This is a genomic window from Spirillospora sp. NPDC052269 (assembly GCF_040679435.1).
Taxonomy (GTDB): domain Bacteria; phylum Actinomycetota; class Actinomycetes; order Streptosporangiales; family Streptosporangiaceae; genus Spirillospora.
Genome location: NZ_JBFAUU010000017.1, coordinates 27571 through 53815, shown reverse-complemented (window position 1 = coordinate 53815; position 26245 = coordinate 27571). Strand labels below are relative to the sequence as shown.

At 73.6% G+C, this 26245-nt stretch carries 21 protein-coding genes; 2 read left to right on the top strand and 19 right to left on the bottom strand.

Features of this window, described 5'->3' with window-relative positions; translation table 11 throughout:
* Positions 1 to 8: 8 nt before the first annotated feature.
* The 5 genes from AB0L06_RS31970 to AB0L06_RS31950 all read right to left on the bottom strand — a co-directional run bounded on the left by AB0L06_RS31970 (position 9) and on the right by AB0L06_RS31950 (position 6697).
* On the bottom strand, positions 9 to 1430 hold the full coding sequence (locus tag AB0L06_RS31970) for an RsmB/NOP family class I SAM-dependent RNA methyltransferase (RefSeq protein WP_500234860.1): 1422 nt from the start codon (positions 1428 to 1430) through the stop codon (positions 9 to 11).
* The gene (gene fmt / locus AB0L06_RS31965) at positions 1430 to 2356 is read right to left on the bottom strand and encodes a methionyl-tRNA formyltransferase (protein ID WP_500234859.1); all 927 of its coding nucleotides are present in this window, start codon (positions 2354 to 2356) and stop codon (positions 1430 to 1432) included. Before fmt ends, AB0L06_RS31970 begins: the two co-directional genes overlap by 1 nt.
* 2 nt (positions 2357 to 2358) lie before the next feature.
* The gene (gene def, locus AB0L06_RS31960) at positions 2359 to 2904 is read right to left on the bottom strand and encodes a peptide deformylase (protein WP_500234858.1); all 546 of its coding nucleotides are present in this window, start codon (positions 2902 to 2904) and stop codon (positions 2359 to 2361) included.
* Positions 2905 to 2982: 78 nt separating this feature from the next.
* Complete coding sequence (locus AB0L06_RS31955) at positions 2983 to 4527, bottom strand: hypothetical protein (RefSeq protein WP_500234857.1); 1545 nt, start codon at positions 4525 to 4527, stop codon at positions 2983 to 2985.
* Positions 4528 to 4543: 16 nt separating this feature from the next.
* A complete protein-coding gene (locus tag AB0L06_RS31950; protein ID WP_500234856.1) occupies positions 4544 to 6697 on the bottom strand; it encodes a primosomal protein N' in 2154 nt (717 codons plus the stop codon).
* Between the two features lie 138 nt (positions 6698 to 6835).
* On the opposite strand from AB0L06_RS31950, the gene AB0L06_RS31945 reads away from it, so the two are divergent.
* On the top strand, positions 6836 to 8512 hold the full coding sequence (locus AB0L06_RS31945) for a DUF8823 domain-containing protein (protein ID WP_500234855.1): 1677 nt from the start codon (positions 6836 to 6838) through the stop codon (positions 8510 to 8512).
* Between the two features lie 65 nt (positions 8513 to 8577).
* Here AB0L06_RS31945 and metK read toward each other — a convergent pair whose 3' ends face one another.
* The 13 genes from metK to pyrR form a co-directional block, all read right to left on the bottom strand.
* Positions 8578 to 9771 (bottom strand): methionine adenosyltransferase, encoded by a 1194-nt coding sequence (gene metK / locus AB0L06_RS31940; RefSeq protein WP_500234854.1) that lies wholly within the window; start codon positions 9769 to 9771, stop codon positions 8578 to 8580.
* 181 nt (positions 9772 to 9952) lie between these two features.
* Entirely contained in the window at positions 9953 to 11266 is a 1314-nt protein-coding gene (locus AB0L06_RS31935) for a bifunctional phosphopantothenoylcysteine decarboxylase/phosphopantothenate synthase (RefSeq protein WP_500234853.1), read from the bottom strand.
* A 44-nt stretch (positions 11267 to 11310) separates the two neighbouring features.
* Positions 11311 to 11565, bottom strand: coding sequence for a DNA-directed RNA polymerase subunit omega (gene rpoZ / locus AB0L06_RS31930; protein WP_026411629.1), 255 nt, complete (start codon positions 11563 to 11565; stop codon positions 11311 to 11313).
* Positions 11566 to 11646: 81 nt separating this feature from the next.
* Positions 11647 to 12240 carry a guanylate kinase gene (gmk, locus tag AB0L06_RS31925; RefSeq protein WP_500234852.1) on the bottom strand — a complete coding sequence of 198 codons (594 nt, stop codon included), beginning with the start codon at positions 12238 to 12240 and terminating at the stop codon, positions 11647 to 11649.
* A 93-nt stretch (positions 12241 to 12333) separates the two neighbouring features.
* Complete coding sequence (gene mihF, locus AB0L06_RS31920; protein WP_500234851.1) at positions 12334 to 12660, bottom strand: integration host factor, actinobacterial type; 327 nt, start codon at positions 12658 to 12660, stop codon at positions 12334 to 12336.
* A 632-nt stretch (positions 12661 to 13292) separates the two neighbouring features.
* Positions 13293 to 14003: an orotidine-5'-phosphate decarboxylase gene (gene pyrF, locus AB0L06_RS31915; protein WP_500234850.1), complete on the bottom strand. Its 711-nt coding sequence runs from the start codon at positions 14001 to 14003 to the stop codon at positions 13293 to 13295.
* Positions 14000 to 15268 carry a dihydroorotate dehydrogenase gene (locus AB0L06_RS31910; RefSeq protein WP_500234849.1) on the bottom strand — a complete coding sequence of 423 codons (1269 nt, stop codon included), beginning with the start codon at positions 15266 to 15268 and terminating at the stop codon, positions 14000 to 14002. Before AB0L06_RS31910 ends, pyrF begins: the two co-directional genes overlap by 4 nt.
* Positions 15265 to 16158 carry a dihydroorotate dehydrogenase electron transfer subunit gene (locus AB0L06_RS31905; RefSeq protein ID WP_500234848.1) on the bottom strand — a complete coding sequence of 298 codons (894 nt, stop codon included), beginning with the start codon at positions 16156 to 16158 and terminating at the stop codon, positions 15265 to 15267. Before AB0L06_RS31905 ends, AB0L06_RS31910 begins: the two co-directional genes overlap by 4 nt.
* An 80-nt stretch (positions 16159 to 16238) precedes the next feature.
* Positions 16239 to 19577 carry a carbamoyl-phosphate synthase large subunit gene (gene carB, locus AB0L06_RS31900; RefSeq protein WP_500234847.1) on the bottom strand — a complete coding sequence of 1113 codons (3339 nt, stop codon included), beginning with the start codon at positions 19575 to 19577 and terminating at the stop codon, positions 16239 to 16241.
* Positions 19577 to 20698: a glutamine-hydrolyzing carbamoyl-phosphate synthase small subunit gene (gene carA / locus AB0L06_RS31895; protein WP_500234846.1), complete on the bottom strand. Its 1122-nt coding sequence runs from the start codon at positions 20696 to 20698 to the stop codon at positions 19577 to 19579. Before carA ends, carB begins: the two co-directional genes overlap by 1 nt.
* A complete protein-coding gene (locus AB0L06_RS31890; RefSeq protein WP_500234845.1) occupies positions 20695 to 21984 on the bottom strand; it encodes a dihydroorotase in 1290 nt (429 codons plus the stop codon). Before AB0L06_RS31890 ends, carA begins: the two co-directional genes overlap by 4 nt.
* Positions 21981 to 22922 carry an aspartate carbamoyltransferase catalytic subunit gene (locus tag AB0L06_RS31885; RefSeq protein ID WP_500234844.1) on the bottom strand — a complete coding sequence of 314 codons (942 nt, stop codon included), beginning with the start codon at positions 22920 to 22922 and terminating at the stop codon, positions 21981 to 21983. The genes AB0L06_RS31890 and AB0L06_RS31885 overlap by 4 nt, the downstream gene beginning before the upstream one ends.
* Complete coding sequence (gene pyrR, locus AB0L06_RS31880) at positions 22923 to 23492, bottom strand: bifunctional pyr operon transcriptional regulator/uracil phosphoribosyltransferase PyrR (RefSeq protein WP_500235034.1); 570 nt, start codon at positions 23490 to 23492, stop codon at positions 22923 to 22925. It lies immediately after the preceding gene.
* Positions 23493 to 23964: 472 nt separating this feature from the next.
* Between pyrR and bldD the strand changes: the two genes are divergently transcribed.
* The gene (gene bldD / locus AB0L06_RS31875) at positions 23965 to 24459 is read left to right on the top strand and encodes a transcriptional regulator BldD (RefSeq protein WP_021597992.1); all 495 of its coding nucleotides are present in this window, start codon (positions 23965 to 23967) and stop codon (positions 24457 to 24459) included.
* Positions 24460 to 24604: 145 nt separating this feature from the next.
* Here the strand turns inward: bldD and AB0L06_RS31870 are convergent, their stop codons facing one another.
* Positions 24605 to 26005 (bottom strand): MFS transporter, encoded by a 1401-nt coding sequence (locus AB0L06_RS31870; protein WP_500234843.1) that lies wholly within the window; start codon positions 26003 to 26005, stop codon positions 24605 to 24607.
* Between the last annotated feature and the right edge of the window lie 240 nt (positions 26006 to 26245).

Here is a 26245-nt window from a genome sequence, read left to right as displayed (position 1 = left end):
GCCGTGCCTCAGGCGCGCTTGCGCAGGAGGGCCAGGAACATCGCGTCGGTGCCGTGCCGGTGCGGCCAGAACTGCGCGTACGGGGTGTCCCCCACGCGGACGCGCTCCAGCGACGGCGCGATGCCGGTGAGGACGTCCGGGGCGTCGACGCGCTCGATGTCCTCGCGGCGGCGCAGCACGTCGTCCACGACGACCCGGGTCTCGGCGAGGTGCGGCGAGCACGTGACGTAGGCGACGACGCCGCCCGGACGCACCGAGTCCAGGGCCGTGCCCAGCAGGTCCCGCTGGAGCGGGCCGAGCTCGGCGACCGCCTCGGGGCCGCGCCGCCAGCGCGCCTCGGGACGGCGGCGGAGCGCGCCCAGGCCGGTGCACGGCGCGTCCAGCATGATCCGGTCGAACGAGCCGGGACGCCACGCGGGGACGGTTCCGTCGGCGACGACGACCCCGGCGCGGCGGTCCACGGCGCGGGTGACCAGGGCGGCGCGGTGCGGGGTGACGTCGGCGGCGAGCAGCCGGGCGTCCCGCTGCGTCGCGACCGCCGACAGCAGGCCCGCCTTGCCGCCCGGACCGGCGCAGAGGTCGGCCCAGCGGGCGTCGGCGCCGTCGAGCGGGGCGGCGGCCAGGGCGAGCGCGACGAGCTGGCTGGCCTCGTCCTGGACGGCGGCGCGGCCGTCGCGGACGGCGGCGAACATCGCCGGGTCCCCCTCGGGCAGCAGGGCCCCGACCGGCGAGTACGGCGCCGGGTCGGTGCCCTCCAACTCGTCGAGCGTGGCGCGGCCGGGCCGGGCGACCAGGGTCACGCGCGGACGGTCGTTGTCGGCGGCGAGCAGCGCGTCGATCTCGTCCCGCTCGGGGCCGAGCGCGTCGCGCAGCGCGGACACGATCCACTTCGGGTGGCTGCGCCGGAGCGACAGCCGGGTCGTGGCGTCCATGTCGTCCGGCGCGACGATGTCGAGCCAGGCGGCCAGGTCGCGCCCGGCGACCCTGCGCAGCACCGCGTTCGCGAACTTGGACTGGCCGGGCCCGGTGACGTCGCGGGCCAGGTCGACGGCCGTGCCGACGGCCGCGTGCGGCGGGATCCGGGTGGCGAGCACCTGGTGCGCGCCGAGCCGCAGGACGTCCAGCAGCGGCGGGTCGATGCGGCGCAGCTCGCGGTCGCTGCACAGCGCCAGGATCGCGTCGTAGGTGCCGCGGCCGCGCAGCGTGCCGTAGGTCAGCTCGGTCGCCAGGGCGGCGTCGCGGCCGGTCAGGCCGCGCTCGCGGAGCCGGGCCGGGAGCAGCAGGTTGGCGTAGGCGTCGCGGGAGTCCACGGCGCGGATCACGTCGAACGCGGTGCGGCGGACGAGATCCTGCGGGCGGCCGGTGCGGCGCGGCCCGTCCGGGCGGCGGTTGGCGTTGCTCCGTCCGCGGTGGTGGCGGGTGGGCGGCATCAGGCGAGCGTGTCCTTGTCGGTGAGAGAGACCCCGCGCGCCCAGTCGGCGGCGGGCATGCGGCGCTTGCCCTGCGGCTGGACGTCGCCGAGCGCGACCGGGTGCGTGGCGGTCCCGACCAGCACCTGGTCCTTGCCCGGGCGCAGCGCGCCGGGCGCGAGCGGCTCGGCATCCGGGACCGACCGGACCGGGAACAGCTTCAGCCGGGCGTCGCGGAACGTCGTCCACGCGCCGGGCGCGGGCGTGCAGGCCCGGACGAGCCGGTCGACGTGCAGGGCCGGGGACGTCCACGCGACGCGGGCGTCCTCCGGGGTGAGCTTGGCGGCGTGCGAGACGCCCTCGGACGGCTGCGGACGGGGCTCCAGCACCCCGGCCTCGATGCCGCTCATGGTGTCGACGAGCAGGCCGGCGCCCGCGACGGCGAGCCGTCCGAGCAGGTCGCCGGAGGTGTCGGTCGGCAGGATCGGCTCGGTCAGCACCCCGAAGACCGGGCCGGTGTCCAGGCCCTCCTCGATCTGGAAGGTGGCCGCGCCGGTCACGTCGTCCCCGTGCAGGATCGCGCGCTGCACCGGCGCCGCGCCGCGCCAGGCGGGCAGCACCGAGAAGTGCAGGTTCACCCAGCCGTGCCGGGGGATCTCCAGCGCGGCGGGGCGCAGGATCGCGCCGTAGGCGACGACCGGGCAGCAGTCCGGCGAGATCGCGCGCAGCCGGTCCAGGAACTCGGGGTCGGACGCCTTGGCGGGCTTCAGCACCTCGATCCCGGCCTCCTCGGCGACCTGCGCCACCGGGCTCGGGACGAGCTTGCGGCCGCGCCCGGCGGGCGCGTCGGGACGGGTGACGACCGCGGCGACCTCGTGCGAGGACTCCAGCAGAGCCTTCAGGGACGGGACGGACGTCTCGGGTGTTCCGGCGAAGACGAGGCGCATGGTCAGATCGCCTTCCCGAGCGTGCGGTGCGGGGACACCTTGACCTGCGGGACCGGGTCGCCGAACCACTCGGCCTCCCGGATCGCCTTCATCGCGGCCTTGCGCTGTGCGGTGTCCATCCGGTCGATGAAGATGATCCCGTCCAGGTGGTCGGTCTCGTGCTGGACGCAGCGGGCCAGCAGGTGCGTGCCCTCGACCGTGATCGGCTCGCCGTGCTGGTTGAAGCCCTTGGCGACGGCCCCCACCGAGCGCGGCGTCGGGAAGGCCAGGCCGGGCAGCGACAGGCAGCCCTCGTCGCCGGTCTCCTGCTCGTCCGACAGGTCCAGGGACGGGTTGATCAGGTGGCCGAGGACGTCGTCGACGTAGTAGGTGAACACCCGCAGGCCGACGCCGAGCTGCGGCGCGGCGAGCCCCGCGCCGGGCGCGTCGATCATGGTGTCGGTGAGGTCCTTGACGAGCTGGCGCAGCTCCTTGTCGAAGTCCTTGACCGGCTCGGCAGGGGTGCGCAGCACGGGATCGCCGAAGAGGCGGATGGGCTTGACGGACAAGGAGGGCTCCGTTTCCAGGGGTGCGCCGACGGGTTCGAAACCGGGGTGCTGACGCGTCCAGTCTACGAACCGTCCAGTCTAAGATCCCCCGGCGGCCGACCGCGCCTTGAACGCGGCGGTCCGGGCGGACTTCGCGGTCCCCCTGTCGGGATGGTGATCGCCGAGCGCCGCGAGCACGTCCGCGGTGGCCGGATGGTGGCAGCGCCACAGCGCGGCGACGTCCTCCGGGACGGGCAGGGCGACCACGGCCTCGGCGGGCGCGGTGGTCTCCAGGCGCCCGGCGACGCCGTCCACGAACAGCCAGTGCGGGTCGGGCTCCGGCGCGGGCAGGCCGTGCCCGGTCAGCCAGCGCGCGGCGTACGGGCGGACGGTCGGGTCGTCCACGGCGTCCCGGACGGCCGGCTCGGCCTCCGCGCCCAGCCGGTCCAGGACGGCGGCGGCCAGCACGCGCTCGCCCGCCGGGCCGTCCCGCATGACCTCGACCAGGTCGCGGGCCGCGACGAGCGGGTCCCGGCCGTCCAGCCAGGCGGTGATCTCGTCGTCCAGGGTGTCCGGACGGTGCAGGGCGAGCCCGGCGACCAGCTCGCCCGCGTCCGCCTCAGCCAGCGCCCCGACGACCGGGGCCAGGTAGCCGTCGGCGAGCAGCAGCTCCCGGACGCCCCACACGCCGAGCGGGGTCAGCTCCAGGCCCGCGTCGCGGCCCGCCACCACGCCCCACCCGGCCAGCTCGTCCAGCCGCTCCCGGAGCGCCCCGGCGACCGCCTCTTTCAGCAGCCGCGGGTCGCTGACCTCGTACACCGACTCGACATGATCGAGCAGGACGCGGGTCAGGTCGTCCGGCGAGGACGGCTCGCGCTGCTCGTACAGCTGGATCAGGACGCCGGTCAGCTCGCCCCGGACGAGGTCGCCGACCTCCAGCTCCTCGTCCTCGGGGTGCTCGGCGACCGCGACCTCGTCGAACCGGTTCAGCCAGGCCACCAGGACGACCGCGTCGTCGGCGGGCGCACCGGCCTGCTCGGCCGCCTCCAGCAGGCCGGACGCCCGGGCCGCCCGCGCCAGCTCCTCGGTGGACGCCAGCCGGACGGGCGGGACGACCAGCTCCTCGGTCCTGCGCAGGTAGTCCTCGGTGCGCGCGAACCGCTCGGCCTCGGGCAGCGCCTCGAACGCGGCGACCCAGCGCTCGACGGCCCGCGCGTCGCCCGGGTCCACGCCGTCCTCGGCCATCATCCCGGCGATCACCTCGGCGGCGGCGCGGCGCTCCTCGGTGTCGGCCTCCTCGACGACCCGCGTGAACGCGGGCGTGATCGCCTCCAGCTCGGCGGTGAGCGCCGCGCCCCGCCCGGCCGGGAGCGCGCCCGTCTCGTCCAGGCAGGCGACCAGGGCCCGCAGCGCGGCGAGGATCGACGGGACCTCGCCCGCCTCCGCGACGACCGTCTCGGGGAAGACCTCCAGCAGCAGCGCGCGCAGCGCCTCGGGGGTCAGCCCGCCGGGACCGGTGAGGCCCAGCTCCTCGCACGCCAGGCCGAGCAGCAGCTCCGCGCCGGCGACGTCCACGTCTTCGCGTCCTCCGGCCCAGGTGGCGAGCCGGTCCGCGACGTCCTGCACCCACATCTCATCGCCCACGCGGCAACCCTAGAACTCAGATGAGCTCCAGGGGGTCCATCTGCACGCGGACGTACTCGGTCGTCTTCCGGGCGCTGCGGACGCCCTGCCCGGCCTGGAGCTCGCGGGCCAGCGGCAGCCCGTCCCCGCGCGGCACCCGGACCAGCGCCCGCTCGCGCGGCTGCTGCCCCGGCTGCGGCTGCTCGCCGACCGGAACCGGCCCCAGCACCTCGGCGGACGCCGGGAGCCGGGCGTCCACGAGCAGCTCGCGGATCGCGGCCGGGGTGGCGGTCAGCGACGCCATCCGGAAGGCGGGCGGGAACCCGGCCTCGCGGCGCTCGCCCAGCTCCCGCTCGGCGAAGGTGACCGGATCCCAGCGGATCAGCGCCTGGACGGCGGGCAGCGCGCCGTCGGCGGCGATCACGACGGACCCGCCCGGCCGGACGAGCGCGGCGGCGTTCATCCAGCGGCGCAGGCTCTCCTCGGCCGCGCGCAGGTCGGCGCGGCCGAGCAGGGCCCAGCCGTCCAGCAGGAGCGCGGCGGCGTACCCGTCCTCGGCGACCGGCTCCGCGCCCGGCGTGGACACCACCAGCGCCTTCCCGGGGCCGACCGTGTCCAGGACGGCCTCGCGCCCCGACGTCCGGACGACCGCGCCCGGGAACGCCCGGCCCAGCTCCTCCGCGGTGCGGCGGGCCCCCACGACGACGGCCCTGAGCTGGAAGAACCCGCATTCCGGGCAGTGCCAGTCCCCCGCGATCCGGCCGCACCAGCGGCAGTACGGCGCGGCGTGCGCGGACGTCAGCGCCAGCGGCCCCTGGCAGGCCGAGCAGTGCGCCATCGTCCGGCAGCGCTGGCAGGCCAGGGCGGGCAGGTACCCGCGCCGGGGCACCTGGACCAGCACCGGGCCGTGCTCCAGCGCCCGCCGGGCCGTCTCGAACGCGATGTGCGGCAGCCGGGCCGCGCGGGCGGCCTCGTCGCGGGCCATGTCGAAATCGTCCCCGACCGGCCGAACGCGCGGCATCGCCGCCCGGACGGTCTCCCGGTCGGCCGTCAGGGCGTGCGCCCAGCCCGTCTCGACCAGCACGGTCGCCTCGGTCGTCCGCGTGTACCCGCCGATCAGCGCCCCCGCCTGCGAACGGTGTGCGCGCAGTGCCAGCACCTCGCGCGGATGCGGGTAGGGCGCGTGCGGCTCGGCGTGGACGTCGTCCCCGTCGTCCCACAGGACGACCAGACCGAGATCATGGACGGGCGCGAACATCGCCGCGCGCGTCCCGACGACCGCCCTGACCGCCCCGCGCCGGACCGCCAGCCAGCGCCGGTACCGCTCGGTGGGGCCGAGATCGGCCGTCAGCGCGACGTGGCGTCCCTCACCGAGCTCCTCGGTGAGCGCCGCGTCCACGCGGGCCACGTCCCGGCCGTCCGCGAGGACGACCAGCGCCCCGCGCCCGGCGGCCAGCGCGGTGCGGACGGCCCGCGCGATCGCCGGGACCCGCTCGGGGCCGGGCAGGGCCGTCCAGACGCCGTGGGGGGCCCGTCCGGCGGCCAGCGCGGCCAGGAAGGACGGCCCGGCCGGGTACCGCGACCAGGGCCCCGGCCCGTCCGGCGGCTCCGGGGCCGTGGCGGGCTCCCGCGGCGGCTCGCCCTCCGCCTTGGCGTGCCGGGGCGGGATCGCCAGCCGCAGCACGTCGGCGAGCGTCCCGGCGTACCGGTCGGCGACCTCCCTGGCCAGGGCCGCGATCTCCGGGGCCAGGACGGCCTCGGGCGAGGTCACCCGCTCCAGGAACGACAGGCGCCCCTCATGATCGCTCTCCTGGACGCGGTCCAGCAGCAGGCCGTCCACGAGTTGACCGGCGAAACGCACACGAACCCGACACCCTGGCACGGCCTTGAGATCGAGTTCGTTGGGTACGAGGTAGTCGAAGGGCCGATCCAGATGCGGAAGCGACATGTCCACGGCGACCCGGGCCACGGAGAGACGCTCGGCCGGGACGCGCGCGCCCTTGTGAGCGGTCTTCCTCACACCGCCCTTTGCCGCGGCCTTGACAGTGCCTTTGCCCTGCGGCCCGGCCCCCCGCCGGGGGGACTTTCCGGGCGCGACGGACGTCCCGGGCGGTACCTTCGTTCCACCGGGACCGTCCGGAAGCACGTCCAGACCCGGGATCAGCCCGGTGTCCCCGTCGTCGTTGCTCACACGTTCGTCCTACCAGACCAGGGGGTGCGCCAGTCCCGTGGAACCGTCCGAGACCGGTTTGAACTCGTCCGGGGATCAGTGGATCATTGGCCGGTGCCCCCCGGGCCCAGACCGTCCCTCCCGATCCTGTAGGCAGCGTTGACCACCGCATCGGCCTCCGCGCGGGTGGGCTCCACCCCTGCCGCCCCCACGACGCCGCCCGTTCTCGGGCCGCGCTGGCGGCGCTGGGTGAACCCGCGCAACCCCATCGTCGCCGCGACCGTCGTGGCGTTCGTCCTGCACATGGTCTGGGCGCTGTTCCTGGCCACCGAGGGCGGCGACCTGTCCGCCCAGGCCGCCTGGACGCACTTCGTCGGGCACTACCCGTGGGCCGCCTACAACCTGGGCTGGTACGGGGGCATCCACGTCGCGTCCTACAGCGTGATCTCGCCGTTCCTCATGGCCTGGTTCGGGATCCGGACGGTCGCGGTGATCAGCGGCACCCTGTCGGCGACGCTCGCCGCGATGATGCTGGTCCGCTTCCGGGCCCCCGTCGCGCTGCCCGCCGCCGTCTGGGCCGCGTTCGCGATCTCCTGCAACTCGGCGTCCGGACGCACCACCTTCGGCCTCGGCCTGCTGTTCGCGCTCGGCGCCGTCATGTGCGCCTTCACCGCCCGCGGAACCCCGTTCCTGCGCGCCTCCGGGATGGTCGGCTTCGGCCTGCTCGCGACCTTCGCCAGCCCGGTCGCCGGGCTGTTCCTGCTGGTCGTCGGGGCCGCCATGTTCCTCACCGGACGCCGCCGCGCGGGCATCGCGATCTGCCTCGGCATGCCCCTCGTCGTCGGCACGACCACCCTGCTGTTCCCGTTCACCGGCGTCCAGCCGATCTCGCTCGCCGCGATCGTCCTCCCCGCGATCGCCAGCGTCGTCGCCCTCCTGATCTGCGCGCCCAGGGACTGGAGGATCATCCGGATCGGCGCGGCCGTCTACCTGCTCGGGATCGCCCTCACCTGGCTGATCCCGACCCCGGTCGGCAGCAACGTCGAACGCATGTCCCTGGTCTTCGGCGGCGCCATCCTGCTCAGCGCCGTCGGCCGCGTGACCGACTGGCGCCGGCTCGTCGTCCTGTCCCTGGCCTTCATCGTCACCGGCGTCTGGCAGGTCGTGAAGCCCATGGACGACCTGATCCACACCACCCCCGCCGCCGAGGCCGCCGCCCAGTCCCGCGACCTGATCACCCAGCTCCACGAGCGCGGCGCCGACCGCGGCCGGGTCGAGGTCGTCCCGCTGCGCTCCCACTGGGAGGCGTCCGGCCTGAGCCGCCAGGTGATCCTCGCCCGCGGCTGGAACCGCCAGGTCGACGCCGAGCGCAACGCCCTGTTCTACGAGAAGACCCTGTCGCCCGAGGCCTACCGCGACTGGCTCCACAAGTGGGCCGTCCGCTACGTCGTCCTCCCCGAGCAGGAGATCGACTGGTCCTCCCACAACGAGGACGTCCTCGTCCGCGCGGGCCAGCCCTACCTCACCGAGGTCTGGCGCGACGCCAACTGGCGCCTCTTCCAGGTCACCGACCCGGTCCCCCTCGTCCAGAGCCCCGCCTACGTCCAGACCTTCCGCCCCGACAAGGTCGTCGTGAACGCCCCCGCCGGCGGCACCTACCTCCTCCGCATCGCCCACTCCCCCTGGCTCAGCGTCAAGGGCCCCGGCAGCGGCGCCTGCCTCTCTCACATCAAGACCGGCCCCGACAAGGACTTCGTCGAACTGAAGCTCCCCACCGCCGGCCGCTACACCGTCGGCGCCCGCTACGAACTCCCCCGCGGAACCGCGTGTAAGTAGCGACCCACCCTCGAACATGCGAAAGGCCCCCGGGAGCGAACTCCCGGGGGCCTTTCCAGTGCTGCCTAGAGGCCGGCCTTCTTGGCGAGGGCCTCGGCGCGGTCGGTGCGCTCCCAGGAGAAGTCGGGCTCCGGACGGCCGAAGTGGCCGTACGCGGCGGTCTGGGAGTAGATCGGGCGGAGCAGGTCCAGGTCGCGGACGATCGCGGCCGGGCGGAGGTCGAAGACCTCGAGGACGGCCTTCTGGATCGCCTCGACGGCGACCTTCTCGGTGCCGAAGGTCTCGACGAAGACGCCGACCGGCTGGGCCTTGCCGATCGCGTAGGCCACCTGGACCTCGGCGCGGTCGGCGAGCTTCGCCGCGACGATGTTCTTGGCGACCCAGCGCATCGCGTAGGCGGCCGAGCGGTCCACCTTGGACGGGTCCTTGCCGGAGAAGGCGCCGCCGCCGTGCCGGGCCATGCCGCCGTAGGTGTCAACGATGATCTTGCGGCCGGTCAGGCCCGCGTCGCCCATCGGGCCGCCGATCTCGAACCGCCCGGTCGGGTTGACCAGCAGCCGGTAACCGGTGGAGTCGATGTCGAACTCGGCGAGCACCGGGTCGACGACGTGCTCCTTGATGTCCGGGGTGAGCAGCTCCTTGAGGTCGATGTCAGGAGCGTGCTGGGTGGACACGACCACGGTGTCGAGCCGGACCGCGCGGTCGCCGTCGTACTCGATGGTGACCTGGGTCTTGCCGTCGGGACGCAGGTAGGGGACCACGCCGCCCTTGCGGACCGCCGACAGGCGGTGCGACAGCCGGTGCGCCATGGTGATCGGCAGCGGCATGAGCTCGGGGGTCTCGTTGGTGGCGTAGCCGAACATCAGGCCCTGGTCGCCCGCGCCCTGCCGGTCCAGGTCGTCCTGCTGGCCCTCCTCGCGCGACTCGTAGGCGTCGTCCACGCCCTGCGCGATGTCGGGCGACTGGGCGCCGATGGAGACCGACACGCCGCAGGAGTGGCCGTCGAAGCCCTTCTTGGACGAGTCGTAGCCGATCTCGAGGATCTTCTCCCGGATCACGCCCGGGATGTCGACGTAGGTCTCGGTGGTGACCTCGCCGGCCACGTGCACCTGACCGGTGGTGATCATCGTCTCCACGGCGACCCGGGAGGCCGGGTCGTCCTTGAGCATCGCGTCCAGGATGGCGTCACTGATCTGGTCCGCGATCTTGTCCGGGTGCCCCTCGGTGACGGACTCGGAGGTGAACAGGCGGCGAGACACGTTACGTGAACTCCTTGCAGCGGCTGCTGACTGACGTCGCAGAACGGACTTCTCTGACTTGGCGTGGCGGGAGACGCCGGCCCCCCGCCCTGGGCTTGCGCTTGAGTTTTCGATCGAAGTCTATCGGGAACGACCTCGCGAACAGCTAGATCCGCGACCGGTCCCCGGGGTGAGGCATGCCTCAGTCGCCCGGTTCCCCGGATCCGTCCAGCCGGGCGGCGGCCAGATCCCAGACCACGTCGGCGAGGTCCTCCTTCGGGCCGCGCGGGATCTCGGTGGCCGAGCCGTCCGCGCCGAGCACGACGGCCGCGTTGTCCGGCCGGCCGAAGGCCAGGTCTCCCCCGACCTGGTTAACGACCAGAAGGTCGCAACCCTTCCTCTTGAGCTTCTCCCGGCCGTTGGCGAGCACGTCGTCGGTCTCGGCGGCGAACCCGACCACGACCCGGCCCGGACGGCGGTGCGCGCCCAGCTCGGCGAGGATGTCGGGGTTCTTGACCAGCCGGATCGGCGCGGGATCCCCGCCCGGAACCTTCTTGATCTTGGAGTCGACGTACTCGGCGGGACGGAAGTCGGCGACCGCGGCGGCCATGACCACCACGTCCGCGCCGTCCGCCGCCTCGAGGACGGCCTCGCGCATCTCGCGCGCCGACCCCACCGGGACGACGTGCGCGCCCGCCGGGTCCGGCAGGGCGGAGTTCGCCGAGATGAGCGTCACACGGGCGCCGCGCGCCAGGGCCGTCCGGGCGAGCGCGTACCCCTGGAGCCCGGACGACCGGTTCCCCAGGAACCGCACCGGGTCGAGCGCCTCCCGCGTGCCGCCGGCGGACACCACGACGTGCCGTCCGGCGAGGTCGAACAGTCCGGTCGTCCGGGGGTCGACCCGCCGCCCCGCCTCCACGAGCCCACCGGACTCACCGGTGTCGTCGAGCGCGGCGGCGCGGGCCTTCTGCCAGCGGGTGAGGACGTGCCGGGCGACGTCGAAGAGCTCGGACGGGTCGGGCAGCCGGCCGCGGCCGGTGTCCTTGCCGGTGAGGCGGCCGGACGCGGGGTCCAAGACGATCGCGCCGCGCTCGCGGAGCGTCGCGACGTTCGCCTGCGTGGCCGGGTGCTCCCACATCTCGGTGTGCATCGCGGGCGCGAACACGACCGGGCAGTGCGCGGTGAGCAGGGTGTTGGTGAGCAGGTCGTCGGCCAGCCCGTGCGCGGCGCGGGCGAGCAGGTCGGCGGTGGCCGGGGCGACGAACACCAGGTCGGCGGACTGGCCGATGCGCACGTGCGGAACGCCGGAAACCCCGTCCCACACACGGGTGGAGACGGGGTGGCCGGACAGGGCGGCCCAGGTGGGCTCGCCGACGAAGCGCAGGGCGTCCTCGGTCGGAACGACGGTGACGTCGTGGCCGGACTCGGTGAGCCGCCGCAGCAGCTCGCAGGCCTTGTACGCGGCGATCCCGGCGGCGACGCCGAGCACCACGCGGGGCTTGTCGGGGGCTGTCATACGGGTGACTCTAGGACGCGGTGGTCCGCGGGCCGGACGCCGGGTCAGCCCTCGACGGGCTCGGCCTTGAGCAGGCCCTCGCGGACCTCGCGGAGCGCGATCGAGAGGGGCTTCTCCTGCACCTGGGTCTCGACGAGCGGGCCGACGTACTCGAGCAGGCCCTCGCCCAGCTGGGCGTAGTAGGCGTTGATCTGCCGGGCACGCTTGGCCGCGATGCTCACGAGACCGTACTTGGTGTCGACGATCTCGAGCAGGTCGTCGACGGACGGGTTGGTGATGCCGTCGTTGCTGGCTGCCACGCGGTGGCCCTCCACTAGATGGCCGTCGTCGCGCGCCCCGCCCAGGGTGTTCCCGGAGCGGCGGACGCGCGGCGCGGATGCTTACTGACGAACAGCCATCAAGACTAGCAGCTCATGCACGACATCCTGCACGGATGTGTTCACGAGCGTGACATCGAACTCCTTCTCGGCGGCGAGCTCCACCCGGGCGGCCTCGAGCCTGCGCTCGATCACCTCGGGGGGTTCGGTGCCGCGCCCGGTGAGGCGGCGGACCAGCTCGTCCCAGGAGGGCGGGGCCAGGAAGACCAGTCGGGCCTCCGGCATCGTCCCCCGGACCTGGCGGGCGCCTTGGAGATCGATCTCCAGCAGGACGGGTTCGCCTCGGGCGAGACGCTCCTCGACGGGGCGGCGCGGGGTCCCGTAGCGGTTGCCCGCGAACTCCGCCCATTCGAGGAGCTCGCCCTCGCCGACGAGCCGGTCGAAACCGGCGTCGTCGACGAAGTGGTACTGCAGGCCGTCGATCTCACCCGGTCGGGGGGACCGGGTGGTCACCGAGACCGACAGCCACACCTCGGGGTGGGCACGCCGGATCTCGGCGACGACCGTGCTCTTGCCGACGCCCGACGGCCCGGAGAGGACCGTGAGGCGACGGACGAGCCGACCATCGGTCAGCTGGGAGCCGTCCGGCGCGGTCATGAGCGCACCGGAGCTGAGCGGGGTGGTGCCGGATCCGGGCACACCCGGGCCGGCCGCGACGGCATCGCCGTCGCGCCCGCTCGCGGATCGGGGTTAACGGTTTCCACCGCCGCCGAACTCACGCTCCAGGGAGGCGCGCTGGTTGGCGCCGAGGCCCCGCACACGGCGGGACTCTGCGATGCCCAGACGCTCCATGATCTGCTTCGCACGGACCTTGCCCACACCGGGCAGGGATTCCAGGAGAGCCGACACCTTCATCTTTCCGACGACATCGTCGGACTGACCCTCCTTGAGAACCTCGGCGAGCGAGGTCCCCCCGTGCTTCAGCCGGTTCTTAACCTCGGCACGCTCCTTGCGGGCCTTGGCAGCCTTCTCCAGGGCTGCGGCGCGCTGTTCGGGGGTTAGGGGCGGAAGAGCCACGCCGGGTCACCTCAGGTTTCCACTCGACGGAGTCGGACGGGACGGGAAACTAGCGAGTTCACGGCCCATAAGGCAACGTGAAGTGCCGTTTTACCCGCCACAAAATCACGAAAATCACTCCTTGGAGTGTCCTGAATACAGAGTGTACCCAACTCGGCCCCGCGCGACGGCCCCGCCCCCGCCACCTGGACACATAGGCAAGATCGCAACTTTCCCCCCATAAACCCCCGAAACCCGTCACTCATCACCCCACCCAAAGATGATCTTGGTCACGTTTTCGAGCCGCCCCCGGAACGCGGCTCCGAGGCCCAAGATTTCTGGCCCAGCCGAGGCGCTCAACCCGCCCAGCCGAGGCGCTCAACCCGCCCAGCCGAGGCGCTCAACCCGCGCAGCGGAGGCGCTCAGCCCGCGCAGCGAGCGCGCTACCAACCGCGTGGGGGCGACGCCGAAGGCGAGCCCTCACGCGGTTGATCGCGAAGCGATGCCGCGCTCGCACGAGCTTCCGGGCCGCGCCCGAGCCTCCAGGCGAGGGTGTGGAGCCGGGGCTCAATCCAACACAGCCGCCAGGCGAGGGCGTGGAGCCGGGGGCTCAATCCAACACAGCCTCTAGGCGAGGAGGCGGAGCCGGAGGCTCAATCCAACACAGCCGTGTTCTTTCGGAGGGAGGCGGCGATGCTCGCGGCCGCGGCGCCGGGGTCGGGGGCGCCGGTGATGGGGCGGCCGATGACGAGGAGGTCGGCTCCGGCCGCCAGGGCCTGCTCGGGGGTCGCGACGCGGGCCTGGTCCTGGGTGGCGGCGCCGGACGGGCGGACGCCGGGGGTGATCAGGGTGATGTCGGGGCCGACCTCCGCGCGGACGGCGGCGGCCTCGTGCGGGGAGCAGACCAGGGCGCGGGCGCCCGCCTCGACGGACAGGGCGGCCAGGCGCAGGACGGCGTCTGCGGCGGGGCCCGCGAGGCCGATCTGGGCGAGGTCGGCGTCGTCCAGGGACGTCAGGACGGTCACGGCGGCGATCCGGGTGTCCGGGGCGGCCTCGGCGGCGGCGCGGATCATCGCGGGGCCGCCGGCGGCGTGGACGGTCAGGTAGGTCGGCTTCAGGCGGGCGACGGCGCGGGTCGCGCCGGCGACGGTCGCGGGGATGTCGTGGAGCTTCAGGTCCAGGAACACCTGGACGCGGCTCGCCCCGCGGACGCTCGCGATCACGTCGGGGCCGTAGCGCAGGTAGAGCTCGAGGCCGACCTTGACGGTGCTCACGTGCGGGGTGACCTGGCCGGCCCAGCGCGCGGCCGTGTCCAGGTCGGGGGCGTCGAGGGCGACGGCGATGGGGGCCTGTACAGCGGTCACGGGAGTCTCTCCTTGGTCTCGGCCCCGGCGGGGTCGGGGTCCGGTGCGTCCTGGCGGCGGGGGCGGGCGGGGGCGGCGATCCGCGCCTCCCACGACCTCGCGGCGCCCTCCCGGCCCCCCGGACGGGCGTCCGCGCCGCCTGACCGCGCCCCGAACGCGGCGTCAGCGGCCTTGCGGGAGCCCGGGCGCGCAAGAGACCCGGAAGGCCCGCCGGACGCCTCAGCGGCGGACACAGAGGCGGACACGGCGGCTTCCGGGGTCTCGGCGGGCTCGGTGGCGCCCTCGGTGAGGTCCGGGGGCAGGGGCAGGATGCGCGGCGGGACGTACCCGGCGGGCTTGTGGGCGAGCCCGACGGCGTCGGCGAGGTGCGCGATGCGGCGGGACGCGAGGGCGTCCTCCAGCTCGCGCAGCACCCGCAGCGGTGCGCCGGGCTCGTGGAACAGGGTGGTGCCGAGAGCGACGGCGCTCGCCCCGGCGAGGAGGAACTCCAGGGCGGCGAGCCCGGAGTCGACGCCGCCGACCCCGATGATCGGGACGTCGGGCAGCGCGGCGTGCACCTGGTAGACGCAGCGGACCGCGACGGGGCGGATCGCCGGACCGGACAGCCCGCCGGACACGCCGGTCAGCGCGGGCCGCAGGGTGACCGGGTCGATCGCCATGCCCTCCATGGTGTTGACGAGGGTGAGCCCGTCGGCGCCCGCGTCCACGCAGGCGAGCGCGATGCGGGCGATGTCGGTGACGTCCGGGGCGAGCTTGGCCAGGACGGGCGTCCCGGGCCGCGAGTGCAGCCGGACGGCCCCGACCACGGCGGCCGCCGCGCCCGGGTGCCAGCCGAACATGCGGCCCCGGTCGGCGACGTTCGGGCAGGCGACGTTCACCTCGATCGCCGCGATGTTGGCGACGCCGCGCAGCCGCCGGGCGACCTCGGCGAACTCCTCGACGCTGTTGCCCGCGACCGACACGATCGTCCGGACGTCGCGGTCGACCAGCCAGGGCAGGTCGCGCTCGAGGAACGGCTCGACGCCGGGGCCGGGCAGGCCCATGGCGGTGAGCAGGCCGGCGGGGGCCTCGGCGGCGCGGGGGGTGGGGCGTCCGGCGCGCGGCTGCGTGGTCACCGAGGCCGTGGTGAACGCGCCGATCCGGGTGAGGTCGAAGAAGGGGGCGAGCTCGCGTCCGGTGCCGCCGCACCCGGCGGCGGTGAGCACGGGGTTCGGCAGCTCCAGCGAGCCGATCCGGACGGTCATGTCGGTCGACGAGGGGGTCATCGGTCGGCTCCTTCGGACGGGACGGCCGACAGCACGCGCGGCGCGCCGAGCGCGTCGAACGGGATGGTGCCGAGGTCGCCCCAGCGGACCCGGTCGCCGCGCAGCACCGGCCCGTCCGCGCAGGCCCGGACCATGCGGGTGACGCCGTCGTCGCCGTGGAACGGCAGGACGCACGTCCCGCACACGCCGATCCCGCAGACCGCGGTGGACTGCAGGAACTCCTCCAGGAACACCTGGGAGGGGAGCCCGAAGTCGCCCGCGACGCGGGTGACCGCGCGCAGCATCGGGGTCGGGCCGCAGGCGTAGACGACGTCCGTGCCGGTCTCGTCGATGACCCGGGGCAGGACGTCGCGGACGGTCCCGCGCTCGCCGAGCGAGCCGTCCTCGGTCACGGTCACGGCGGTGTCGCCGATGCGCTGCGCCATCCGGGAGCCGAACACCTCCGGCGCGGACGCGCCGCAGAGCACGAAGTGGACCTTGCAGCCGCGGCGGGCCAGGGTGTCGGCGAGCGCGAACACCGCCGCGCCCTGCGGGCCGCCGCCGACGAGGAGGCAGCTCACCGGGTCGCGGGGCAGCCGGAAGGGGCGGCCGAGCGGGCCGAGCAGGTCGACCTGGTCCCGGGCGCGGCGGGAGGTCATCCAGGCCGTCCCGGGCTCGGTGTCGGCGAACACGATCTCGATCGTCCCGCCGTAGTCCGACTTGACCTCGTAGACCGAGAACCAGCGCCGCACCAGCCGGGCGGAGTGCTCGCCGCCGACGGCGAGCCCCACGAACTGGCCGGGCCGGAACCGCTCGGCTATGGCCGGGGCCACCAGCGTCATCGCGTGATAGTCCTGCACCTGGCGGACCGTCAGGACCGTCGCCGACGTCTGCACCGGTGAGTCGGACACCCGTCTCCCTCTCGTCCTCGTCCGGGCCGGCGGGCCGCCCCGCGCGTGGGGGCGGCCCGCCGGAGCCCGTGTTCCTCAGCTCACCCCTGCCCGAGCACGCCGTGGGCGCCGCTCAGGCGTTCGGCGTGCTCCTGCAGGGAGCGGACGCCGACCAGCCCGCCGGCGATGGCCTCGATGCCCTGCACGGCCGCGGCGAGCCCCTGGACGGTGGTCACGCACGGCACGCCGCGCAGGACGGCCGCGGTCCTGATCTCGTAGCCGTCCAGCCGGGGCCCGGACTGGCCGGGGCTCCCGAAGGGAGTATTGACGATGAGGTCCACCTCCCCGTCGAGGACGCGCCGCACGATGGTGGGCTCGCCCTCCTCGCCGGGACCGTCGCTGTGCTTGCGCACGATCTTGGCACGCACGCCGTTGCGGCGCAGGACCTCGGCGGTCCCTTCCGTGGCAAGAATCTCAAAGCCCAGGTCAGCGAGGCGCTTCACGGGGAAGATCATGTGGCGTTTGTCCCGGTTCGCCACCGACACGAACAGCCTGCCCTTGGTCGGCAGCGAACCGTAGGCGGCCTGCTGCGACTTGGCGTAGGCGGTGCCGAACACCTCGTCGATGCCCATGACCTCGCCGGTGGACCGCATCTCCGGCCCGAGGACGGTGTCCACGCCCTGGCCCTTGGCGTTGCGGAACCGGTCGAACGGCAGGACGGCCTCCTTCACCGCGATCGGCGCGTCCAGCGGGAGCGCCCCGCCGTCGCCGGTCGGCGGCAGCAGGCCCTCGGCGCGGAGCGCGGCGATCGTCGCGCCCATCATGACGCGGGCGGCGGCCTTGGCCAGCGGCACGGCCGTCGCCTTCGACACGAACGGGACGGTCCGGGACGCGCGCGGGTTGGCCTCCAGGACGTACAGGACGCCCGCCGACAGCGCGAACTGGATGTTCATCAGCCCGCGGACGCCGATGCCCTTCGCGAGCGCCTCGGTGGCCTCGCGGATGCGGTGCAGGTCGTCGTGGCCGAGGGTGATCGGCGGGAGCGCGCACGCCGAGTCGCCGGAGTGGATCCCGGCCTCCTCGATGTGCTCCATGACGCCGCCGAGGTAGAGCTCCTCGCCGTCGAACAGGGCGTCCACGTCGATCTCGATGGCCTCGTCGAGGAAGCGGTCCACCAGCACCGGGTGCTCGGGGGACGCCTCGGTCGCCTTGGCCATGTAGGCCTCGAGCGTGGCGTCGTCGTAGACGATCTCCATGCCGCGTCCGCCGAGCACGTAGGACGGCCGGACGAGGACCGGGTAGCCGATCTCGGCGGCGATCTCGACCGCCTCCTCGTAGGAGGTGGCGGTGCCGTGCTTGGGCGCGGTGAGCCCGGCCCGGTGCAGGACGCGGCCGAACGCGCCGCGCTCCTCGGCGAGGTGGATCGACTCGGGCGAGGTGCCCACGATCGGCACGCCCGCGTCCTTGAGCTTCTGCGCCAGGCCGAGCGGGGTCTGCCCGCCCAGCTGGACGATCACGCCCGCGACCTGGCCGGACCGCTGCTCGGCGTGCACGACCTCCAGGACGTCCTCCAGGGTGAGCGGCTCGAAGTAGAGCCGGTCGGAGGTGTCGTAGTCGGTCGAGACGGTCTCGGGGTTGCAGTTGACCATGACGGTCTCGTAGCCCGCGTCCGCGAGGGTGAAGGACGCGTGGACGCAGGAGTAGTCGAACTCCACGCCCTGCCCGATCCGGTTCGGCCCGGAGCCGAGGATGATCACCTTGGGCTTCTCGCCCGGCGGGACCTCGGTCTCCTCGTCGTAGGCCGAGTACAGGTACGGCGTCTTGGCCTCGAACTCGGCGGCGCAGGTGTCCACGGTGAGGTAGACGGGCCGGACGCCGAGGGCGTGCCGCACCTCGCGGACGACGTCCTCCGACAGCCCCCGCAGCTCGGCGATCTGGGCGTCGGAGAAGCCGTGCCGCTTGGCGGTGAGGATCTTGTCGCGGGTCAGCGCGTCCTCGGCGGTGCGGATCTCGCCCGCGATCTCGTTCAGCCCGGCGATCTGGTCGAGGAACCACGGGTCGATCCGGGTCGTCTCGTAGGCCTCCTGGACGGTCGCGCCCGCCCACATCGCCCGCTGGACGGCCCGGACGCGCCCGTCGTGCGGCTCGGCGGCCTTCGCCAGCCACTCGGCCTTGTCGCCGACCGCGCCCGCCCAGGAGAAGGACGAGCCCTTCTGCTCCAGCGACCGCAGCGCCTTCTGCAGCGCCTCGGTGAAGTTGCGGCCGATGGCCATGGCCTCGCCGACCGACTTCATGTGCGTGGTGAGCGTGCCGTCCGCGCCGGGGAACTTCTCGAACGCGAACCGCGGGACCTTGACCACGACGTAGTCGAGCGTCGGCTCGAACGAGGCCGGGGTCACGCGGGTGATGTCGTTCGGGATCTCGTCCAGCGTGTAGCCGACGGCCAGCCGCGCCGCGATCTTGGCGATCGGGAAGCCGGTGGCCTTCGAGGCCAGCGCCGACGACCGCGACACCCGCGGGTTCATCTCGATGACGATCATGCGGCCGGTGCCGGGGTGCACGGCGAACTGGATGTTGCAGCCGCCGGTGTCGACGCCGACCTCGCGGATCACCGCGATCGCCACGTCCCGCATGTTCTGGTACTCGCGGTCGGTGAGCGTCATCGCGGGCGCGACGGTGATCGAGTCGCCGGTGTGCACGCCCATCGGGTCGAGGTTCTCGATCGAGCAGACGATGACGACGTTGTCGTTGCGGTCGCGCATCACCTCCAGCTCGTACTCCTTCCAGCCGAGGATGGACTCCTCGAGGAGCACCTCGCTGGTCGGGGACGCGTCGAGCCCGGTGCCGGCGATGCGGCGCAGGTCGTCCTCGTCGTGCGCGAAGCCCGAGCCCGCGCCGCCCATGGTGAACGACGGCCGGACGACCACCGGGTAGCCGAGCTCCCCGGCGGCGGCCATGACCTCGTCCATGGTGTGGCAGACGACCGACCGCGCGGACTCGGCGTTCAGGCCCTGCTCGCGCGCGACCTTCGCGACGACTTCCTTGAACTTCTCGCGGTTCTCGCCCGCCTGGATCGCGTCGACGTCCGCGCCGATCAGCTCGACGCCGTACTCGGTGAGGACGCCGCTCTCGAAGAGCGCGATCGCGGTGTTGAGGGCCGTCTGGCCGCCCAGCGTGGGCAGCAGCGCGTCCGGCCGCTCCTTGGCGATGATCTTCTCGACGGTCTCCGGGGTGATCGGCTCGACGTAGGTCGCGTCCGCCATCTCCGGGTCGGTCATGATCGTTGCCGGGTTGCTGTTGACCAGGATGACCCGCAGGCCCTCCGAGCGCAGCACGCGGCACGCCTGCGTGCCGGAGTAGTCGAACTCGGCCGCCTGCCCGATCACGATCGGGCCGGACCCGATGACCAGGACGGACCGGATGTCTTCCCTGCGCGGCATTACTTCCCGTCCTCCATGATCTGGACGAACTGATCGAAGAGGCCGGAGGCGTCGTGGGGACCCGCCGCCGCTTCAGGGTGGTACTGGACGCTGAACGCCGGGCGGTCGAGCAGCCGCAGCCCCTCGACGCAGCCGTCGTTCAGGTTGACGTGGGAGACCTCGGCGCGGCCGTACGGGGTGTCGAACGGGCCGTCCTTGGGCGCGTCCACGGCGAACCCGTGGTTGTGCGCGGAGATCTCGACCTTGCCGGTGCGGACGTCCTGCACCGGCTGGTTCACGCCCCGGTGGCCGAACCGCAGCTTGTAGGTGCCGAGGCCCAGCGCGCGGCCGAAGATCTGGTTGCCGAAGCAGATGCCGAAGAACGGCTTGCCCGCGTCCAGGACTCCGCGCAGCACCGCGACCTGGTGGTCGGCGGTCCCGGGGTCGCCGGGGCCGTTGGAGAGGAACACGCCGTCGGGGTCCAGCGCGAGGATGTCCTCGGCCGTGACCGTCGCGGGCAGGACGTGCACCTCGATGCCGCGCTCGGCCATCCGGTGCGGGGTCATGCCCTTGATGCCGAGGTCCACGGCCGCGACCGTGAACCGCTTCTCACCGATCGCCGGGACGACGTAGGCCTCCTGGGTGGCGACCTCCTCGGCGAGGGACGCGCCGGCCATCTGCGGCGACTCCTGGACGCGCTTCAGCAGCTCGTCCACGGGGGCCTGGGCGGCGTCCCCGCTGAAGATCCCGGCGCGCATGGCGCCGCGGTCGCGCAGGTGCCGGGTCAGCGCCCGGGTGCCGGTGATCGCGATGCCGACCACGCCCTGCGCGCGCAGCGCCGAGCCCAGCGAGCCGGTGGCCCGCCAGTTCGACGCCACCCGCGCGGGCTCGCGCACCACGTACCCGGCCACCTGGATGCGGGACGACTCGGGGTCCTCGTCGTTCACGCCGGTGTTGCCGATGTGCGGGGCGGTCATCGCCACGATCTGCCGGGCGTAGGACGGGTCGGTGAGGGTCTCCTGGTAGCCGGTCATGCCGGTGTTGAAGACCATCTCGCCGAAGGTCTCCCCCTCGGCCCCGTAGGCGACCCCTTCGAACGTCCGTCCGTCCTCGAGGACGAGAAGAGCGGGAGGTGGGGTCACTGAAGCTTTCCTTCCAGAACGGTCGCGCGGCCGCGCAGGAAGGTCGCGACGACGCGTCCGGGCAGCTCCATCCCCGTGTACGGGGTGTTGCGGCTCTTGGACGTCATCGCGGCCGGGTCCACGGCGCGGCGCGGCGACGGGTCGTACAGCGTGATGTTGGCGGGCGACCCCGCCTCCAGCGGACGACCCTGTCCGGAGAGGCGGCCGATGCGGGCGGGCGCGAACGACATGCGCTCGGCGACCCCGGCCCAGTCGAGCAGGCCGGTCTCGACCATGGCCTCCTGGACGACCGCCAGCGCGGTCTCCAGGCCGATCATGCCCATCGCGGCCACGGCCCACTCGGTCTCCTTGGCCTCGACCGGGTGCGGCGCGTGGTCGGTGGCGACGATGTCGATCGTGCCGTCCGCCAGGGCGTGCCGGAGCGCGGTGACGTCGTCGGCCGTGCGCAGCGGCGGGTTGACCTTGAAGATCGGGTCGTAGGACGCGGCGAGCTCGTCGCTCAGCAGCAGGTGGTGCGGGGTGACCTCGGCGGTCACCCGGCAGCCCTTGGACTTGGCCCAGCGGATGATCTCCACCGAGCCGGCCGTGGACACGTGGCACACGTGCAGCCGCGACCCGACGTGCTGGGCGAGCAGCACGTCCCGGGCGATGATCGCCTCCTCGGCGACCGCGGGCCAGCCGCGCATGCCGAGCGCGGCGCTCATCTCGCCCTCGTTCATCTGCGAGCCCTCGGTCAGCCGGGGCTCCTGCGCGTGCTGGGCGACGACGCCGTCGAACGCCTTGACGTACTCCAGCGCGCGCCGCATGACCACCGCGTCCGAGACGCAGTGGCCGTCGTCGGAGAACACCCGGACGCCGGCGGCCGAGTCGGCCATCGCGCCGAGCTCGGCGAGCCGCTCGCCCTTCAGCCCGACGGTGACCGCGCCGACCGGCTGGACGTCGCAGTACCCGGCCTCGCGGCCGAGCCGCCAGACCTGCTCGACGACGCCCGCGCTGTCGGCGACGGGGTCGGTGTTGGCCATCGCGTGGACGGCGGTGAACCCGCCCATCGCGGCGGCCTTGGTGCCGGACTCGACGGTCTCGGCGTCCTCGCGGCCGGGTTCGCGCAGGTGGGTGTGCAGGTCGACCAGGCCGGGCAGGGCGATGAGGCCCGCGGCCTCGACGACCTCCACGCCCTCGGCGGCCAGGTCCGGCCCGATCTCGGCGATCACGCCGTCCCGGACCAGGATGTCGGCGGGGTCTCCGCCCAGGATGCGGGCGCCCTTGATGACGTACTCGGTGCTCACTGGGAGACCTCCTTGCCGATGGCGGGCTCGGAACCGCCGAGCAGCAGGTAGAGAACGGCCATGCGAGCGCTGACGCCGTTGGCGACCTGCTCGACGATGGTGGACCGGACGGAGTCGGCGACCTCGGCCGCGATCTCCACGCCCCGGTTCATCGGGCCGGGGTGCATGACGATGGCGCTATCGGACAAACGGGCCATTCTTTCCCCGTCCAGGCCGTACCGGCGGCTGTACTCGCGGACGGTCGGGAAGTAGCTGGCGTTCATCCGCTCGTGCTGGACGCGCAGCATCATCACCACGTCGCTCTTCGGCAGCACGGCGTCCAGGTCGTAGGAGACCTCGGCGGGCCAGGTGTCCACCGCGACGGGCAGCAGGGTCGGCGGGGCGACCACGGTGACCTCGGCGCCCAGGGTGTTCAGCAGGAGCACGTTGGACCGTGCCACCCGGCTGTGGAGGATGTCCCCGACGATGGTGACCTTGCGTCCCTCCAGGTCGCCGAGGCGGCGGCGCATGGTGAACGCGTCCAGCAGGGCCTGGGTGGGGTGCTCGTGCGTGCCGTCCCCGGCGTTCACGACGCTGCCCCGGACCCAGTTGGCCAGCCGGTGCGGAGCGCCGGACGCGCCGTGCCGGATGACGACGCCGTCGGCGCCCATGGCCTCCAGCGTGAGCGCGGTGTCCTTCAGGCTCTCGCCCTTGCTGACCGAGGAGCCCTTGGCGGAGAAGTTGATGACGTCCGCGCTGAGCCGCTTGGCGGCCGCCTCGAACGAGATGCGGGTGCGGGTGGAGTCCTCGAAGAAGAGGTTGACGACCGTCCGGCCGCGCAGCGTGGGGAGCTTCTTCATCGACCCCTCGGTCGCGCGGGCGAGCTCCTCGGCGGTGTCGAGGACGAGCAGCGCGTCGTCGCGGGTGAGGTCGGCGGCCGAGATGAGGTGGCGCTTCATTTACTTCTCCTCCTTCGGACCGAGGAGGACGGCGTCGCGGCCGTCGTTCTCGGCCAGCAGGACCTTCACCGTCTCGCGCGTCGAGGTGGGCAGGTTCTTGCCCACGTAGTCGGCGCGGATGGGGAGCTCGCGGTGCCCGCGGTCCACCAGGACGGCGAGCTGGACGGCGCGGGGGCGGCCGAGTTCGTTCATCGCGTCCAGCGCGGCGCGCACGGTGCGGCCGGAGAACAGCACGTCGTCGACCAGCACGACGACCCGGTCCTCGATGCCGCCCGCGGGCAGCTCGGTGCGGCGGATCGCGCGGGCGGGCCGCAGCCGCAGGTCGTCCCGGTACATCGTCACGTCGAGCGAGCCCCACGGAACGGGACGGCCCTCGACCTCGTGCAGGGCCTCGGCCAGCCGCTCGGCCAGCGTCACGCCGCGGGTCTGGATGCCGATCAGGACGACGTCTTCGCCGCCCTTGGTCCGCTCGAGGATCTCGTGGGCGATACGGGTGAGCGCGCGCCGGATGTCGGGACCCTCCAGAACGGCCTTCTGCCGGGGGTCCGGACCGCTGTCACGGCCGGTCACTCGCGCCTGGGCCGGATCGTCCGGCCTTTGGGCAGCATTCACCGCCTGAACCTCCTTTCCCGCCTCACAGGACGGGTCTTAAAGGACGCCTTGTCCCGGACAACCTAGCAGGCCGACCCCCCTGAACCGAACCCCTCCCGGCCGCATTGTGCCTGGTGAGAGCGGTCACACCCGGCTCGCACGCCCTCACGCGCGAGACGCGCGCGGGAGGGGGCGCGGGTGCCCGCTGAGCGGGGCGTGCGGGCCTTCGCGGTGATCCGGACGACCCGGATCGACACCTACGGATTCGACCGCTTTTTTCCAATCGGCTTGACCTGGGGGCGTCACCGTTTTACCGTCACTGTCCGTAACCATCCCTGGAGGAGGACTTCCGGGCCGTGACGGCCGGGAGGCCCGACTCCGCCCGACACCGGACCCACCGGTGCCGGGGAATCCGCAACGACGACGAGAAGTGAGCCTGGGGGGCCGCGAAATGCCGTCTGAATACGCTAAGGCTCTCGGCGCGCGCCTGCGCGCCATCCGCACCCAGCAGGGCCTGTCCCTGCACGGTGTGGAGGAGAAGTCCCGCGGCCGCTGGAAGGCCGTCGTCGTGGGTTCGTACGAGCGGGGCGACCGCGCCGTCACCGTTCAGAAGCTGGCCGAGCTCGCCGATTTCTACGGCGTGCCGGTCTCCGAGTTGCTGCCCGGCGGAGCCGCGCCGAGCCCGCTCGGGCCAACGCCCAAGCTCGTCATCGACCTTGAGCGCCTGCAGCAGCTTCCGAAGGACAAGGCCGGTCCCCTCGCCCGCTACGCCGCGACGATCCAGAGCCAGCGGGGCGACTACAACGGAAAGGTCCTGTCCATCCGGCAGGAGGACCTGCGTTCTCTTGCGGTGATCTACGACAAGTCCCCGACCGAGCTCACCGAGGAGCTCATCGGCTGGGGCGTGCTGGACCCCGAGGCCCGCCGGGCCGTGGAGTCCTTCTAACACCCGGGTCACGGCCTCCCGGAAGCCCTCCGGGAGGTCGGGCGGAACCCTTTGCGTCGGACGGCCCGGCGGCCTCGTGCCGCCGGGCCGTCCGGCCGTTCCGGGCCGTTCCGCGCCGTTCTGGGTCGTTCTGAAACCCGCCGTCCTAACGCTGCGCGCTGGAGTGTGCAGATGCACGCCCAGGCGCCTGTGCGTCCAGGGCCCCGGACGGACGCGCCGCCCGCCGTCCCGGAGCGGCCAGCGCGAGCGCCAGGACCCCCGCCATCGTCACCGCCGTGATGGTGAAGCCCGTCGCATAACCCGCCCCGGCGGGATGCCCGTGGACGGCCGAGGCGGTGAGGATGACCGCGCTGACCTGCGTCCCGAGGGACCCGCCGACCGTCCGCAGCAGCGTGTTCACGCCGGTCGCCACCCCCGTCTGCGCGGGCTCGACCGCCGCGACCACCAGGTTCGCGACCGCCGCGTAGGCCAGCCCGAGCCCGATCCCCCGCGCCGTCCCGCCGACGTAGAGCTCCCACATCGCGCCATGGACGAGCGCGACGAACCCGTACCCGACGCCCGTGAGCACGGCGCCCACCATGAGCACGGCACGGGATCCGACGCGGTGGTGGAGCCGTCCGGCGGCGATCCCGGCGAGCGTCATCCCCACGCTCGCGGGGAGCTGGAGCATCGCCGCCGCCGTCGCGCTCCCCCCGAACCCCGTCGGACGCGGAGCCTGCACCAGAAGCGGGAACAGCACGCCGCCCGCCATCAGGCCATAACCGGCCAGCAGGGACGCCGCGTTCGCCGTCCAGACCCCGCGCACGCGCATGAGGCGCGGATCGACGAGCGGCTCGTCCACCCGCCGCTCCACGACCCACCAGACGCCCGCCAGGACCACCGCGGCGCCCGCCAGCCCGAGCACCCCGCCGGACGTCCAGCCCCACGACATGCCCTGCGTGAGCGCGGTCAGCGCCGCCACCATCCACGCCGAGAACAGGCCCGCGCCCCACCAGTCCACGCCCGCTCCGGGCCGTCCGGGCACATGCGGGACGAGCCGCCACGCCAGGACCATCCCCGGCACCAGCCCGAGCACCGGCATCCACAGCAGCCACCGCCAGCCCAACAGGTCGATCACCGGCCCGGCCACACACCACGACAGCGCCCCGCCCAGCCCGAGCATCGACGACATCAGCCCGACCGCCGACGCCGTCCGCGCCGGCGGCAGCACGTTCCGGATCACCGTGTACGCCAGCGGGAACACCCCGCCGCCGATCCCGGCGAGCGCCCGCCCGGCCAGCAGCACCCCCAGCGACGGCGCAATCGCCGCCAGGACCGTCCCGGCCGTCGCGACGACCAGAACCACCAACAGCACCCGCCGAGGCCCGTACAGGTCCCCCAGGCGCCCCACGACGGGCGTCGAGACCGCCGCCGACAGCATCATCGACGTCAGCCCCCACGCCGCCCCCGCCGCCGAGGTGTGCAGATCCCGCTGCACCAGCGGCATCGCGGGCGTCAGCACCGCCATCGAGAGCGAGTACGCCACCACCCCCAAGAACGCCAGCAACGCCGGGAGTGTTTGTTTTGAGCCTCCGGCTCCGAGGGCTCGCCCAGAGGCTGTGTTCAAGGAGCCCCCGGCTCCACGCCCTCGCCTAGCGGCTCGGGCGCGGCCCGATGACTCGGGCGAGCGCGACATCGCTTCGCGATCAGTCGTGCGGGGGGGGGGGGGGGGGGGGGCGGGCGCCCCGGCGGGGGGGGGGGGGGCGCCGCCGGCGCGCCCCACGCACCCCCGCAGCGCCGACTCCAC